This is a genomic window from Pseudomonas sp. GM79 (assembly GCF_000282495.1).
GTDB lineage: Bacteria > Pseudomonadota > Gammaproteobacteria > Pseudomonadales > Pseudomonadaceae > Aquipseudomonas.
On sequence record NZ_AKJE01000109.1, the window covers coordinates 25,103 to 40,582 of the forward strand.

Genomic DNA, 15,480 nt, shown 5'->3' on the forward strand with positions numbered 1-15,480 from the left:
AGTTGGGTCGATAGTTTACGCTTGATTTCTCACCTTAAACAAGGAGCAGGGAAATGAGCGTGGAGTGTTTTGTCACGGGGGGTACCGGCTTCATCGGTCAATATTTGGTGGCGTACCTGAGTGCAAAAGGTCACACCATTCGGGTGTTGATGCGTCGCCCAGAGCGACTAGCTGCACTGCGGGAGCAAGTCGATAATTTGGGAGGGTGCGCAACCCGGGTATTTGCCGTAGCTGGCGATCTGGAACGGGACAACCTCGGGCTGAGTCTTGCTGACCGAGAAGTGCTAAGGCACGCCAGAGTCATATTCCACCTGGGCGCCCACTTCGCATGGGGGCTTTCAGTGGAGCATTCTCGTGCGGTGAATGTGGAAGGGGCAAAGCGCGTGGCGCTGTTGGCGGCTGAGCAAAAAAGCCGTTTAGTGATGATCGGCGGCTACATGCTGAAAAATCATGACCATCTGCAACGCATCGGAATTGATCCTCGTCATCCGGAGTTGACGAATTGGCCTGCCGTCTACCGACAGGTCGGTGGTTACGAGGGAAGCAAGCTGGAGGCGCATTTCGCGACCCTGGAGGTCATGTCCGCCAAGGGCGGGGAGATTACCGTTGTCCACCCTGCGACTGTCTGTGGCCACAGCCGCACGGGGCATATCCTTGACGGTCAGCCGCTGGTGGAGCTGATACGCAACCTTGTGCAGGGAAAGCTGACTGCAGTGCCTGGTAGCGCCGAGCACTGGCTGCCACTGGTCACCGTGGATTACCTGGTTGAGCTGGTGGCAGTTTGTGCTTTTGATCCTGCCATGGTGGGCCAGGAACTGCTGGCGCTTGATGACCAAACTCCCAACTTGCGAGAACTCCTGATACAGGTGGCACAACCTTTGGGCTTAAAGTCTCCCAAGCATCACATTTCACTCCGATTGCTGAAGTTGCTACTGAGTATTCCTCCCGTCGCGTGGTTTTTGAATACAAAACCCGAAGCCTTGGACTTTATCCAGACCACTCGTTTTGATACAGCGGCGGTCGAGCAATTTGCCAACAGGCACGGAATAGCTAAACCAGATATACGTCAGTCTTTGCAGCACACTGCAACGTTCGTCAACTCATATTGCATAGCCAAGGGCCAGGCCCTCTGACTTCTCCCTTGGCGGCGACAAGAAGGCGAATAGCATCCTACTGGGCGATCCAGCTTATGCCACAATAAATACTGGGGTTGGTGGGATCTTCGGATCCTCAAACTTTGCGCCGTCGATATAGGGCGGCATTCTATCGAACGACAATTCAGCGACAGGGATCGTCATCAATGCAATCTACTTTCAGCAAAGGCGTCATATTTGCACTCTCCGCTGCGGCACTGAACGCAACGATCGGTGTACTCAGCAAAATACTCATGAGTAATGGTTTCACCGCTAGCAGTGTCGCTGTCATCAAGACCGTACTGGGTTGCGTGCTGCTCTCGATCTTATTGTTTTTCCTCAAGCGCCCGGCGGCGTCGACCAAATGGACTCAGGCGGCCATCTGCGCATTCCTTGGCATCTTTGTGCTGTTCCATTTCGAAACGTCCGCCTATCGACACTACGCTGCGGCAGGTGTGGTGGTGGTGCTGATGGCCAGTGCCTCAATTTCCTCGATCATTCTGGGGCGCATTTTCCTCAAGGATGCCATCACCGCGAACGCTACCGTTGGCGCCGCACTGGCTATCGCTGGGATCTCGGTGATCTTCGGCGGCGACCTGCAGCAGGGCTTTACCCTGCAAGGTGCTGCGCTCGCCTCCATGGCCGGCTCCGGCTATGGGGCCTTTTCGGTTGCCATGAAGCGTATGGGGGTGTCGGGGGGGCTGCACTTCACCCGACAATTGTTGTTCTTTGGCAGCCTGTACTTGCTGATGCCGGCTGCGGCCGATGGTTTCGCGATGGGCGAGCTGTCGCCGCTGGCGATCGCCGCGCTGCTGGCGCTGGCCACGCTGCCGACAATCCTGGGCTTCTTCTGCACCACCAAGGCCATCGAGTATCTCAAGCCATCCCAAGTGCAAGCGCTGGAGCTGACCGAGCCACTGTTCGCCGCGCTGCTGGCGTTTGTGGCGCTCAACGAAGTACCGCGCGAAAGCCTGTACGCGGGAGCGGCACTGATCATCGTCGGCCTGTGTTTCTCCAATGAACTAATCCGCTTGGGCAGCAAAGCATCCGTCCCTTCGACCGAGTGAGCTATTTTCCACCACCGGCAGCTATGGGATGAAAGTCACCTCTGACGACTCGACTGCGTCGGCCAAAATTGCTTGCGGCACGGAACCTCTCATCTTTGGCATGTCCATTTTTCAAATGTTTAGCTTCGAAGCAGGAAAGGCGTCACTCTCGCGTCTCGACACGGCGAGACGTGTGAACTGCGGCAAGCGACGTTCCAATAGGCCATTCGTCTCACCAGGGTCTGTTGACGTTTCGCTGCGAACCGCCGCGATCAGGGAAATGCGACCGCCGCCGCGAGATACAGCAGTAACGCCAGCAGCAACACCACGGTGAAGCCCAGGTGGATCGCCAGCAGGGTCGCCAGCACGGCCGCTACCACCGATACGCTGGCGTTGACGCCCCAGGCGATCGGCACCAGTGCTTCGGCGCGCGCGGAGATGCGCGCGAGTCCGAGCGGAAACGGCATGCCCATGGCGAACGCCAGCGGCGCTACCAGCGCGGCGCAGATGCCGAACCTGGCGAGGGTCCGCACCGGCGCCAGCAGCTGGAACAACGGGGGCAGGGCGATCAGGTAGAGCAGGGCGATCACGCAGATCGCCAGGACTGGCCGCGCGAGCGGATGACGGGGCCCCACACCCGTTCCAATGTCCCCCCGCCGACGGCCGGAGTAACGGCTGCCGAGGCCAGCGAAGATCAGGAACGCGCTGAGCGTTACCGCCACCGAATACAACGGGTGGCTGAGGAAAAGGGTGAACTTCTGGATGAAGGCGATTTCCACGAACATGAAGGCGAAGCCGATGGCGGCGAAGTAGGACACGACCCTGAGTTCGAACCTGGCCAAAGCCGCATTCTGAGAGCGCCGCTGCGCCACCCATAGCGGCGCCAGGATCAGCAGCACGGCGGCCACGCTGGATTGCAGCAGCGTGGCGATCAGCACCGGATAGCCCCACTCCAGCATTGACAGGCCGCCCTGTTCCTTCAGCGCCAGCAGTTCCTGCAGCGAGCGCCACTTGAAGAAATGGAAGAAATACGGCCGGTCATCCATGGTCGGACGCACGTCGAACTTGTAGCGTGCCAGGAACTCCGCGCGCTCGCCGGACAGCAGGGCCTGCGCCGCTTCGAAGAACCAGGGCCGGTCGAGCAGGTTGTAGCGGTTCGCCTCGGCCACGGTCATCCCGGGGTAGTAGGCCAGGTCGAAGGAGCGCGCTCGGCAGAACTCCCGCAGCACGGCGATGCCAGCGTCGTCGAAATCCCTGTTGCTGACCAGCAGCGTCGCGGTCTTCCAGCCGCGGATCATGACGATGCGGCGCGCCGCGCTGGCCTGCCCGTCGCGCTCGATGGCTGCGGCCGCGGTGGCCAGCAGCCTGGGAACATCGCGGGGCGGCAGGGTGACCCAGCGGGTGATGGCCAACAGGCCACCGGGCGCGAGATGGCGCAGGTACTCGGCGAAGGCGTCCACCGTGTACAGGTAGTTCTCGGACAGCGCATGCAGGCCGCCCGAGGCGGTGCCGAAGGAGTCCAGCAGGGCGATCTGGATCAGCTCGTAGGGTTCGCTGCGCGAAGCAACCAGGCCGCGCGCCTCGCCGATCAGCACACGGACGTTGGGCGCGCTGTACGGCTTGCCGGAGAAGTCGGCGAAGCGGCGCTGGACCAGATCGATCACCTGCGGGTTCAGTTCGATGGCATCCACCGCGCTGGCGCCGTGGTAGATCGCCTGCAGCACATCGGCACCGGCGCCGCTGCCCAGCACCAGCACGCGGGGTTGCCGCAGCAGGTGATAGGGCAGAGCCGAGGTCAGGTAGTCCAAGTAGGCGAGCGGTTCGCGGCGCCCGTCATAGCGGTTCAGCACGGAAAGGCCGTCGCCGTCGGTGAAGATGGCCAGTTGCGCGGGCGGTTCTTGCGTCGCGTTGAGACTCAGACCCGGCGCGTGGTGCAGGGGAATGGTCGGGCTGTCGACGACCGTGAGCAGGCCCAGCGGACTCCAGGTCTGGGCGATTGCGTACGCATCCTTGATACGCAGCGTCTGGCTCAGTTCCTTGTACTCGGAGGGCGACAGGGCGATCCAGCGCTCTGGCACGCCGGCAGGCACCGCGACTGCCGCCGCCAGCAGCAACGGCGCGAGCCAGTGCCTATGCCCCGTGCAAGCCATGCCGGCCAGCGCCCCGGCGGCGATGCCGGTCCCGCCCAGCAGCCGCAGCGCATCGACGGGCGTCAAGGCGAACAGCGCGGCGACGATTGCCAGGCTGCCCACGCCGGCGCCGAGAATATCGAAGGCGTAGATCCGATGAATCTGTTCTTGAAAGCAGGTGAAGGTCAGGCAGATGCACACCGCCGCGCAGAAGAACGGCACGAACAGCAGCAGGTAGATCATCAGCAGGCGCGCCGACTGTCGCGCGTCCCAGAGGATCTCGAGGGGATTGAACGGAACCTGCTGGGCCAGGCTGAAGCAGGCGATGGCGCTCAGCCCGAACAGCACCGCGCCACCAATGAACACTCCGTGGAAGCGCGGCGCCAGGACAGGCCGCGCCAGCGCCACGGCGGTGCCGGCGGCGCCGTAGCCGAGCAGCGCGACGCTGATCATCATGTAGGCGAAATGGTGCCACTGGATGATCGAAAGCATCCGCAGCAGCAGCACCTCATAGCCGAGCGCGGAGGCAGACAGCAGCGCCAGGGCGAGCAGCGGCGGCGAATGCATGCTCAATCGCCTCCGGCCAGAGGCACGAAGCGCACAGGCAGCACCTGCCGGGTGGACACGCTGCCATCGCCGGCCTTCTCGATCAGCAGCAGGTACTGGATCATGAACGGCGCGCCGACCGGGATTACCATCCGTCCGCCGGCCTTGAGCTGGGCGATCAGTGGCGGCGGCACATGACTGGCGGCGGCAGTGACGAGGATGGCGTCATAAGGTCCGTGCTCGGGCCAGCCGTGGTACCCATCACCCAGCCGGGTCTGCACCTTCGCATATCCCAGCCGGCCCAGGCGCTCACCGGCCTGTACTGCCAGCGGCTCGATGATCTCCATCGTGTAGACCGCCTGCGCCAGCTCGGCGAGGATCGCCGCCTGGTAGCCCGAGCCAGTGCCGATCTCGAGTACCACGTCGCCGGGCCCGACCTGCGTCAGGTCGGTCATCAGGGCGACGATGTAAGGCTGGGAGATGGTCTGGCCGTAGCCGATCGGCAGCGGGCGATTCTCGTAGGCGTAGGGCACCTCGTCGGGCGGGACGAACTTATGTCGTGGCACCTTGGCCATCGCGGCCATCACCGGCGCGGCAAACTCGACCCTGTCGGTTTCGTCGCGGGTGACGGACGACATGTTGGTGATCTCCCGCACCATGGCGTCGCGCAACGGCGCGAACGGATCGTCGGCATGCAGGCCGGCGGATGCCAGCGCCAGAGCGATGGCAGGCGCCAGGATGCGCGTCAGGAGCATCACCGGCTTCACAATGACTCCTCCGCCTGAGGAATAGTCGAATCGTATGGCCGGCGGGCTGGCTCGGCAAGCACGGGGGCGCTGATACAAAAGTGAATGCGATTGTCAGCTAGTGGCCGATTCTGTTGAAAAAGTCGGTCCTTCCAGACTGCCCGCATACAGACTGCTGAAAAAAGCCTTTTTGGGCGCAGCTACGCGAAATCCGAGCCCGAAACCCTCTACTCAAAGTAAAGATTTCAATCTCAAGCGTGTACTTTTCTGACGTGGAAACCAGGGCCGACTTTTTCAACAGAATCGGCCAGAAGTGGTCAGATATCGCAGTCGTCAAAGAAACTTTTAGTACGGAGTCCTGACTCATCGTCCGTCTATTGTGCGAGCCCCGGTCGGGCTTTCAAGAATGGTGCACCACATTTTATGAAGCAGATTTGACCTACGAACTGTTGCTCGTAAAACCAATTCACGATGACTAAGCTTGAAAGTCCGCTTCGGGTTGTGGATTCCTGCCTCTCGCGATTGCTTGACTCGTAGAGTGTTGAAGGAAGAGATTTGCAAAAAATATTCGTCATTTACATGTACCTTCCAGCAGCAAAGGACGCTTTATGAGAACCCCGCTACTCGCCCTTACCCTCGCAGCTCTATTGAGCGCATGCGCAATCCCTTACGAAACCCCGGAAGCCCGCGCCAATATTGAACGCGATCTGAAGCTCAGCGCAGACGAAATCGTCACTATCACCGAAACCAACTGGTGCTTATCTCCCTATGGTGATTTGCAAGTGTGCAGACCCAAGCAAGGCCTGGGTGTGCTGACCAAGAGCAAGCTAGTGCTGGCCTTCTATAAGGGCGGCATCTACCAGCAAGCTGAAGTCATCAACGCCAGCGATGTGCAGTGTGCCCACCTGCAAAGTGGCAGAGCCGCAGCCGATACCTTCTACCTATTCAGTGAACGTTGGGCCGCCATGCTGGCGCCAATTACCGTGGGAGGTGCCTTGGCCCTCGACAAGAAAGCCCAGTTCCTGAGCGTGCTAGTGCCGCCAAACACTGAGAGCTTTACGGCTGCGCAAGGAAATTTTATTCAGGTCACCGATCGCAAGAATTACTCGGCTGTGGCGGTACCAGGTACCAAAACCTATGTAGGAACCAGCGAGAGTATTCGCCAGATTTTTAATCCGTGTACGCAGGGAAAGAATCGCTCAGCCGCATCCTGAGTCCTGACCTGACCTTTCGAGTGAAACAGTCCCAGCAGCAATTGAAGCGCAAGTAGTTCAATGCAAGCCCGATGCGCCGGGCCTGTCGAGAGCCGACAGTTACAGAGACAATGAAAAAGAAGGGCTGCATTGGGTCGTTTTCAGCCGGTCGCGACAGGCTGAAATCGGCCAAATGCAGACGTTCGCCGTTGGCTCCTTACACCCCGAAAGGGGGACATTCCACCAGGAATCAAACCTTATTTTTGCCCAATGAATCGGCCCATTTATTGGCGAATCTATACAGAGGGAAGAACGACTCCGAAAGCTCCATACCCAGTGGAGTGAGCCCGTAACCGCCCTCGTTTGACTCGATGAAACCTGCCCCACGAAGTTCGTTGACCCTACTTTGCAAGACAGTGGGCGAGATATCGCCACACGCGCTTCGCAGTGCACGGGAACTGAGTGAACCGTGCTGAAGCTCCCAAAGGATCCTCAACGCCCATTTCTGTCCGAGCACATCCAAAAGCGCCATGATTGGGCGACGCCCACTCATCATTTGCAATCCCAAGCTTTGATCATCATTCATGCATATGGCCCTTGCTCGCTACAGATAATGTAGCAAATACTAGCGCTACACATTTGATAGCGAAGGGTACATCATGGCTCGAATCAAAACACTCGAAAAACCCTACACGGAAGGCCTCCAGGCGACGTTCGACAAAATAATGGGAGAGGGCGTCCCACCACTGTTGTTGTTCACCACCATCGCCACCAGCGAAAGGGCATGGCGGAAGTTCACGGCTGGTTCACTGCTGGATGGAAACCTGCTGACGCTTCGTCAGCGGGAGCTAATCATCAATAGGGTCTGCGCACTTACCGGATGCGAATATGAGTGGGGTGTGCACGTTATGGCTTTCGCAGAGCGGGCCGGATTGACGAGAGACGATATCGGGCACACCTTGGATTATCCGCTCCGGGCGGAGCACTGGACGGAGGAAGAGGCGGTGCTGCTGGCTACTATTGATGCCCTGCACAATCGCGCTACCTTGACTGAAGCGGAATTTCAGGCCACTCGACGATACCTCGATGACGATCAAATCCTTGAACTGCTGATGCTGGCGGGCTTCTATCGAACGGTATCGTATATCGCCAATAGCCTGACCCTTGCCCTTGAACCAAACGCGGCGAGATTCCGTGATTTTCGGCATGAAGCAGCGCAATCATCTGCCACGTGAAAGGCTTCGTTGGAAACCTTTTCTGATAGCGCTTAAGGACGCACGTGTCAGTAAGACGCGTGCACGGGCTTTCCCTTATGGTTTTAACATGACGTCCGGGCGACCAGCGTCATATTCGTCGAAGATCAGCGCCATCGGCCGGCAGTGCCCAGGGCTGGATGCCTTCCCAGAATTCACAAGTTCGGTGCTGCGGGCAAGATGAGGGCTTAGTTAACCATCACCTCGTCCAGTGCCTGCTCGAGGGTGCTGACCGTGCGCTCGATATTGTGCAGCTTTTCAAGTCCGAACAGACCGATGCGGAAGGTCTGGAAGTCGGCCGGCTCGTCGCATTGCAACGGCACTCCGGCGGCGATCTGTAGGCCGTGGTTGGCAAATTTCTTACCGCTCTTGATGTCGGCATCATCGGTGTAGCTCACCACTACGCCAGGGGCCTGAAAGCCGGCTGCGGCCACGCTTTTGATGCCTTTGCCGGTCAACATTGCGCGCACCCGATCGCCCAGAGCCTGTTGTTCGCCGCGGACCTTGTCGAAACCGTAGGCTTGCGTCTCTTTCATCACGTCGTTAAATCGTGCGAGGGAATCGCTGGGCATGGTCGCATGGTAGGCATGTCCGCCCTGTTCGTAGGCCTGCATGATCTGAAGCCACTTTTTCAGGTCGCAGGCGAAGCTGCTGCTCTGCGTCTGTTCGATGCGCTCGAAGGCCAAAGAACTGAGCATCACCAGGGCGCAGCAAGGGGAGGCGCTCCAGCCTTTCTGCGGTGCGCTGATCAGCAGGTCGACTGCGCATTTCTGCATATCAACCCAAAGCGTGCCTGAGGCGATGCAGTCCAGCACGAACAGGCCACCCGCCGCATGCACGGCGTCGCCGACGGCCCGCAGGTACTCGTCGGGCAGGATAATCCCTGATGAGGTTTCAACGTGGGGGGCGAAGACAATCTGCGGCTTCTGCGCGTGAATGGCTGCCAGCACTTCGTCCAGAGGGGGTGGGGCGTAGGCAGCCTGGCGACCAGTGTCGACCGGTCGGGCTTTCAGCACCGTGGTGGCCGCCGGGATGTTGCCAATCTCAAGGATCTGGCTCCAGCGATAACTGAACCAGCCGTTGCGTATCACCAGGCATTGCTGGTCGGTGGCAAACTGTCGCGCCACCGCTTCCATGCCGAATGTGCCGCTGCCCGGCACCACCGCAACAGCCTGGGCGTTGTAGACCTGTTTCAGGGTCCTGGAAATGTTCTTCATCACGCCTTGAAATGACTGCGACATGTGGTTGAGCGAGCGGTCGGTGTAGACCACTGAGTACTCGAGCAGCCCCTCGGGATCGATACTGGGATATAGCTTTGACATGGAGTGACTCCTTTGGCAGAGATCTCAGTGGTATCGACCCTGCCCTAAGCCTTGGCAAATGACAAGATTGCTCGGGATTGAATTGCGACTTCTGTCGAGCGGCTGGCATCATCAGGTCGATTACTGGACGTAGCAATGCTCGCAGGTGGCTGCAATGGCAGTCCGCTTGTTCTAGATCAATGGCGACTCAGACAGCTCCACCAGCAGTTGTCCAAATGCATTGGCCGCGGGCGTCTTTCCCGTGACACTCCATATAAGTCTGAAATCAGCATCCAGCAGCGGTGGCAGGCCATATTGACCGTCAATCACCACCATACCGGGCTCTAGATCGCCCAGCGGTAGAGCGGTGACGGCAAGCCCCGCCAGTACCGCCGCCCGCAGTCCTTGTTGACTTGGAGAGGTAAAGGCGACCCGCCAATCCACGGTGGAACTCTCCAACGCTTCTACGGCCACCTGGCGGTGCAAGCAGGGCGCTGGTGCAAACGCCAGCGGCAAAGGGGCATCGCCGGTAAAGTCGAAACTATGCGCAGCGGCCCAGACAAACCGGGTTTCGCGCAGCACGGTACCGCCGGCCTGGCTGCCCGGCAATGCCATGACCACGGCCAGATCGAGCCCATCGGCATCGACCTGCGCGCGCAGATCGAGGTAGGTGCCGACGGTTACATCCAGACGTACGGCGGGAAATTGTCTGGCGAACCGAGTCAGTAACGGTGGCAGGCCGTCGCCGATAAAGTTTTCTGGCACACCGAAACGCACGGCCCCGGATACCGGCGACGCTTCGAAACGCCGGGAGAGGGCGTCTTGTGCTCTGAGGATTTGTTCGGCATGGCGCAGAAAATCTTCGCCATCTTCTGTCAGCGTCAAACGTCGAGTGGTGCGTATCAGCAGCGCGGTACCGGCCTGTTCTTCCAAACGCCGGATCTGATGACTGATCGCTGACTGGCTCAAGTGCAGCCGCTCTGCGGCACGAGTGAAACTACCGGTCTCCTTGATCGCGACAAAAGCACGCAATAGAGCTGGGTCGAAGTCCATTAAGTCAACTCATGACGAATATTAATAAAACTTACGAAATTAAATCATTTCTGTCATTTTTTAATTACTTCCAGAATGCGGCCGGTCACTTGGAGTTATGTCTGGTGACGCTGGCGAGGCTATCGGGTCTCCCCCCTGACGATGTTCAGAGCGGTCTTGCCAGTGCCCATCAACTTGATCTGGAAGATCACGATGCAGTTCTCTTCTTCGCAAAAAGATGCTTTCACAATAGCCGCTGTTTGCCTGGCCTCGCTGATGTTCGGCCTGGAAATCTCGAGCGTACCGGCAATCCTGCCCACTCTTGAATCGGTTCTGCGCAGCGATTTCAAAGATATGCAGTGGATCATGAATGCCTACACTATCGCCTGCACCACGGTGCTGATGGCCACCGGCACACTGGCGGATCGGTATGGGCGCAAGCGGGTGTTTGTCATCAGTCTGGTGCTTTTCGGCATTACCTCACTGGGCTGTGGATGGGCGCAAAGCGCTAGCGTGTTGATCGCAGGCCGATTCCTGCAAGGTATGTCCGGTGGTGCCATGCTGATCTGTCAGGTGGCAGTGCTGTCTCACCGATTCCAGTCGGGAGCTGCGCGCGGAAAAGCTTTCAGTGCCTGGGGGATCGTGTTCGGCATCGGTTTGGGGTTCGGTCCGATTATCGGCGCCGTTATCGTGGCGTTGTCGAGTTGGGAATGGGTGTTCCTGGTGCATGCACCCATTGCGGTGCTTGCGCTGGTGCTGGTAATCGCCGGTGTCGACGAATCACGCGATCCGCAGCGTCGCAGGCTGGATGTGTTGGGCATTATTTCGTTATCGCTGGCAGTGTTAGGTCTTTCCTGGTTCATCACTCAGGGAGCGGGGGTGGGTTTCTCCAGCGGTTCGGCCATTGCCAGCCTAATTGTGGCGATGGTCAGCTTCATCGTCTTTGTCATCGCGCAGCAACGCTATGTCGATCCGATGTTCGACTTCTCTGTATTCCGGATCCGTCGCTTCTCAGGTGCCTTGCTAGGGTCGGCAGGCATGAACTTCAGCTTCTGGCCATTCATGATTTACCTGCCTCTGTACTTTCAAAATAGCCTGGGCTACGCCAGTGTCGGCACCGGCCTGGCACTGCTGGCCTATACGCTGCCGACGCTGGTTGTCCCCCCGTTAGGCGAACGGCTGGCGCTGCGCTATCGACCTGACGTGGTGATTCCCGCAGGCTTGTTCACCATAGGTCTGGGGTTCCTGCTGATGAAATGGGGCAGCAGTGTCACGCATGCCAGCTGGTTGACAATGCTTCCAGGCTGCCTGATTGCCGGGATCGGACTGGGGCTGACCAATACGCCGGTTACCAATACCACCACTGGATCGGTGCCCAGTGAGCGTGCTGGCATGGCATCGGGCGTCGATATCAGCGCTCGTATGATTAGTCTTGCCATCAACATCGCGCTTATGGGATTCATCTTGGTGGAAGGCATCCTGTCTTCCCTGCGCAATCAGTTAAATGGCTCGCCCGATGAGGTGCAACTACGGTTGCTGGCGGAGAATATTTCGGCCGGCAACACTGCTGTGTTGGCGCAGACTGGCCAGGGGAATACGATTTCGGTCGATGTAGCCAACGCAGCTTTGGCGCACGGGTTTGGCTGGGTGATGCTGTATGGCGGTATTGCAGCGTGGGTGCTAGTGGCGGCGAGTTGCCTGGTCTTTCGTTCGAGCAAAGCCGTTCATTCTCAGCAGTGACTGTAATTCGAAGGACCGCTTTTGGCCGATTCTTCGGCAAAGTAAGCGGTTGTTGGCATTTCTTCAGCGAAAAAGCCTTCGAAAACCATCTTGACGTCCGCTTTTGGGTATGGATTGCAGCCTGTCACGAAGGGCAGCAACCGACCCGAAGTGTGTAAAAAAAGCTTCGCCAAAATTGAAGTGTGCGCGTCTACGTTAAATCTGAAATTTATCGACACGTCAGCAGATATGGATTTAGCGTAGAAGCGCGATTCCGAGACCAGTTTTAAGTACCTGCGCTCAAAAACGTTTTTACACACCCTCGGTCCATTGCGGATGGTCTGACTTCACTTGGGAAGCGCTGAACAAACATCTGATTCGTAGCTCGTCGACGTGGGCGAGCACTGCTATTTCGGACCGATTTGAGTCTTGGTTTTGCAGGCTGGCAGTATCGCCCCGTGTTGCAGGTGAATTGTTCCGGGGCTTCGCACTAGCGACGATAGTAACCGTGAGCGTCCTTGTAACGGTGCCGCATGGCCCGGTCCTGGTGGCGCTCCCAATCACGATGGCGTTCAGCTTCTCGGCGGGCTTGCTCTCTACGCCACTGATCTCTACGCCAGTCGTCTCGGCGCCAATTGTCCCTACGATCATGCCAACGGCCGTCATGCCAGTATCGGTCGTCATGGGCAAGCAACGGCCCTGGCTGCTTGCCGGCCATACTCGCCAAGGTCGGCCAAGGGTTGCCGGCAGCCTGGACAGGAGCCTGTACGGCTGGGGCTTCAGTTGCGAAAACAGGGGTTGAGGTCTTCATCTGTGTGGCTGATGCCGAGCCCACTGCCGCGAACGCGAAAAGGCCGAAGAGCACTATCCGTGGGACATGGAATTTCATGAGCGAAGACAACCTCTGATTGGCAATAGGGCGTGTGGCCATCTGGCAGTGGGAAGCCTGCGGGGAGGCGTGCTTACCTGGCGAATGTACCTATCCACATAGACCGATAAATAGGGAAAAGTTCTAGGAGACCGTTGCTTAAATAGCCAACGCTCTCAGTGTTCGACCATTTTTGAAGTTTGCTTTCTCGATGCCCGCTTCTGGCCGTTTTCTGCTCTGCGCGAAGTGCAGCAATAGCTCATGCTTAGATGTTGGAATGGTAAAAAATGATGCTGGTTGCGACGGCCGTTGCCGCAGGAACTTCAGGGTATTGGCCAGGTCAATAGCGGCCCGGTATTGGAATTGCCGAGCAGCGCTGTGGTCTGTTTTACGGCAGTGCCGTCCGAATTCACTCGAGTCCGCCCCCCTGATGCCAACCAAGAGTTTTCTGCCGGGTCTCATTCTGGTGTTCTGCGCCGTCGCGTCGTTTTGTTCGTTTGCTGCCGAGCGAAGAGTGCCCGCTCAAAGCAACAGCGCATCAACGACCCTGATCGAAACCGCCTCGCGGCAGTATGAAAATGGCCAACTGGATCAGGCCGCCGCCACGCTGGAGCGTGCCCTGCATATCCAGCCGAACAATCCCGCGACGCTGCATTACCTCGGTGTGTTGCGTCTTCAGCAGGGGCAGTACCAGCAGGCTGAAACCTTGGCGGTGCGCTCGAACATGCGGGTGGGTCGAAACGTCGAGTTGCGCAACCGTAACTTCCAATTGATCCAGGCGGCGCAGCAGGCGCAGTCTTCGGATACCTCACCCAATGCCCAAAACAATCTGGTCGCAGTACAGAAGGGGTTAACAGAGGAGGCCCAAAGGCGCCGCGAAGCGGAAATGGCGGTTGTTGAGCAATCCACTCAGAACACTGGGCGCGACGCTGACAACTTCACTCGCGTAGAGGCAAATCGGGTTTCGGATGCACCGACGGCTGGCAGAGCCGGGTCCGAAGGACAACCGCAAATGGTTAATGTCGAGCCAGAGCCTGCGTACGGTGAGGTTGAAATTCCCCGCGGCCATATGCCACCTCCGGGTAAATGCCGAATCTGGTTTCCTGATCGTCCGCCGGGGCATCAGCCTGCACCGGGAAAATGCAAGAAGTTGCGATATCGGGTTCCGTCAGGGGCCTACCTGGTGCGCGGCTGAGTTGCTGGCGTCCTCTTTTGCACGCGCTGCTACGTGAAATCCGAGACCTGAAGCCTCTGCTAAAAGCAAGGTTTTCAATCTAAGGCGCGTACGTTTCTGCCGTGGAAACCAAACCGGACTTTTTCAACAGAATCGGCCGTTTGTTGCCTGTCGCGACCGGCTGAAAAACGAGCCGAAACAGTCAATCGACCCGGGGACATGGCCTGTACCAGTGGACGGCGGCGTCGACATAAACATGTTTTTGTTTTTGAGGCATGAAGGCCGTGTCGAGCGTGCCCAGTGCTATCGAAACCCAGTCGGCAAATTCGCCTTGAGATCGTGACCAGAACAATGTCGAACCACAATGCGCGCAGAACTCGCGTAACACCGCCTCTGAGGAAGCATAGGTTTTGATGCTGGTGGCGCCGCCAAGTATCCGTAGCGCGTTGCGGGGAACGCTGCCGTACGAAGCGAATGCCGCTCCGTGACCTTTGCGACACTGGCTGCAATGACAATGACTCACTGCTTTTGGGGGCTTGAGTAGCTCGTAACTGACTGCTGCGCATAGGCAGCTTCCTTGGTGTACCTCTGTCATGCGCCCACCACTGAAAGTGAAAACACACCAGCTTAACCATCTCTATCAAGACAGTCGACTGACTACTTCTGGCTGTGGATTCAACCGGTCGACGCAACAGATTGGCTAAATCGTTCAGCGGGTGTTTCGTAGTCTAGTGTTTTCCGAGGGCGGCTATTTAGCTGCCTTGCGACTTCATTGAGCTGTCTTCCGAGATGACGCCAGAGATCTGTCTGATCCCCGCCGAAGGACTGCGAGAAGGATTCAACACTGCCTATGAAAACCTGCTCAAAAACAAAGGATTCCATACGCGTCAGCTTCCGCCAGGCAGTAGCCCGTCCAGTTGTCCCCTTTCAACGACTTATATCGGTACCTGGTCGTGGGACTTAGCTATTTACATGAGCCATGCAGATATCCGCGTTTATCAGTACGGCCAGCAGGTAGGCCAAGCTGAATATGACTCGCGTTGGGGGGGCGGTCGGGTCATTGATAAATTCATTAATGCTGAGAAAAAAATCACAGAGCTGACCAATCAGCTGTTTCCAAACGGTGCCGCAGGCTTGAAGGGAGTTAAGGAGTCAAATTCCGGGATTGGTGCCGCATTCATGACAAAAGACGCGTACCAACAGCGACAGATCAAACAGCTTGAACAACAGGGCCTCTCATATGATGAGTACCAGAAGCGTTACAAGCTGATCATGGCCGAGTAGGCTCCGTACCGGTCCTGACAGGCAGTTGAGGGTCGATTGCTGCCCATCGCACAGGC

The 15,480-nt window shown here is 58.1% G+C and carries 13 protein-coding genes and 1 pseudogene; 7 read left to right on the plus strand and 7 right to left on the minus strand.

The features are described 5' to 3' along the window. Positions 1–53 precede the first annotated feature (53 nt). Both PMI36_RS03555 and PMI36_RS03550 read left to right on the plus strand, forming a co-directional pair. Positions 54–1,133 carry an SDR family oxidoreductase gene (locus PMI36_RS03555; RefSeq protein WP_008075484.1) on the plus strand — a complete coding sequence of 360 codons (1,080 nt, stop codon included), beginning with the start codon at positions 54–56 and terminating at the stop codon, positions 1,131–1,133. Between the two features lie 167 nt (positions 1,134–1,300). Next, positions 1,301–2,200 carry a DMT family transporter gene (locus PMI36_RS03550; protein WP_008075485.1) on the plus strand — a complete coding sequence of 300 codons (900 nt, stop codon included), beginning with the start codon at positions 1,301–1,303 and terminating at the stop codon, positions 2,198–2,200. Positions 2,201–2,451: 251 nt separating this feature from the next. Here PMI36_RS03550 and PMI36_RS03545 read toward each other — a convergent pair whose 3' ends face one another. Together PMI36_RS03545 and PMI36_RS03540 are read right to left on the minus strand one after the other, a co-directional pair. Then, positions 2,452–4,875 carry a hypothetical protein gene (locus tag PMI36_RS03545; protein ID WP_008075486.1) on the minus strand — a complete coding sequence of 808 codons (2,424 nt, stop codon included), beginning with the start codon at positions 4,873–4,875 and terminating at the stop codon, positions 2,452–2,454. Positions 4,876–4,877: 2 nt separating this feature from the next. Continuing rightward, complete coding sequence (locus PMI36_RS03540) at positions 4,878–5,621, minus strand: protein-L-isoaspartate(D-aspartate) O-methyltransferase (RefSeq protein WP_008075489.1); 744 nt, start codon at positions 5,619–5,621, stop codon at positions 4,878–4,880. 587 nt (positions 5,622–6,208) lie between these two features. Between PMI36_RS03540 and PMI36_RS03535 the strand changes: the two genes are divergently transcribed. Continuing rightward, positions 6,209–6,814 (plus strand): hypothetical protein, encoded by a 606-nt coding sequence (locus PMI36_RS03535; protein ID WP_008075492.1) that lies wholly within the window; start codon positions 6,209–6,211, stop codon positions 6,812–6,814. Between the two features lie 229 nt (positions 6,815–7,043). Here PMI36_RS03535 and PMI36_RS03530 read toward each other — a convergent pair whose 3' ends face one another. Next, positions 7,044–7,379 (minus strand): winged helix-turn-helix transcriptional regulator, encoded by a 336-nt coding sequence (locus PMI36_RS03530; protein WP_008075497.1) that lies wholly within the window; start codon positions 7,377–7,379, stop codon positions 7,044–7,046. A 73-nt stretch (positions 7,380–7,452) separates the two neighbouring features. On the opposite strand from PMI36_RS03530, the gene PMI36_RS03525 reads away from it, so the two are divergent. Further along, entirely contained in the window at positions 7,453–8,028 is a 576-nt protein-coding gene (locus PMI36_RS03525) for a carboxymuconolactone decarboxylase family protein (RefSeq protein WP_008075498.1), read from the plus strand. A 206-nt stretch (positions 8,029–8,234) separates the two neighbouring features. Here the strand turns inward: PMI36_RS03525 and PMI36_RS03520 are convergent, their stop codons facing one another. Then, positions 8,235–9,368, minus strand: a complete 1,134-nt coding sequence (locus tag PMI36_RS03520) for an aminotransferase class V-fold PLP-dependent enzyme (protein ID WP_008075499.1) — start codon at positions 9,366–9,368, stop codon at positions 8,235–8,237. Between the two features lie 171 nt (positions 9,369–9,539). Then, positions 9,540–10,400, minus strand: coding sequence for a LysR family transcriptional regulator (locus PMI36_RS03515; protein WP_008075500.1), 861 nt, complete (start codon positions 10,398–10,400; stop codon positions 9,540–9,542). A gap of 192 nt (positions 10,401–10,592) precedes the next feature. Here PMI36_RS03515 and PMI36_RS03510 point away from each other — a divergent pair, with 192 nt between their 5' ends. Further along, the gene (locus PMI36_RS03510) at positions 10,593–12,119 is read left to right on the plus strand and encodes an MFS transporter (RefSeq protein ID WP_008075501.1); all 1,527 of its coding nucleotides are present in this window, start codon (positions 10,593–10,595) and stop codon (positions 12,117–12,119) included. A gap of 469 nt (positions 12,120–12,588) precedes the next feature. Here PMI36_RS03510 and PMI36_RS32175 read toward each other — a convergent pair whose 3' ends face one another. Further along, entirely contained in the window at positions 12,589–12,987 is a 399-nt protein-coding gene (locus PMI36_RS32175) for a hypothetical protein (RefSeq protein WP_081499318.1), read from the minus strand. A 409-nt stretch (positions 12,988–13,396) separates the two neighbouring features. Between PMI36_RS32175 and PMI36_RS03505 the strand changes: the two genes are divergently transcribed. Beyond that, entirely contained in the window at positions 13,397–14,161 is a 765-nt protein-coding gene (locus tag PMI36_RS03505) for a tetratricopeptide repeat protein (RefSeq protein ID WP_008075502.1), read from the plus strand. Positions 14,162–14,342: 181 nt separating this feature from the next. Here PMI36_RS03505 and PMI36_RS31065 read toward each other — a convergent pair whose 3' ends face one another. After that, complete coding sequence (locus PMI36_RS31065) at positions 14,343–14,735, minus strand: GFA family protein (protein WP_081499317.1); 393 nt, start codon at positions 14,733–14,735, stop codon at positions 14,343–14,345. Positions 14,736–14,926: 191 nt separating this feature from the next. Between PMI36_RS31065 and PMI36_RS03500 the strand changes: the two are divergent. Beyond that, positions 14,927–15,424 (plus strand): annotated as a pseudogene (locus PMI36_RS03500) (Sbal_3080 family lipoprotein); the annotation flags it as partial. Between the last annotated feature and the right edge of the window lie 56 nt (positions 15,425–15,480).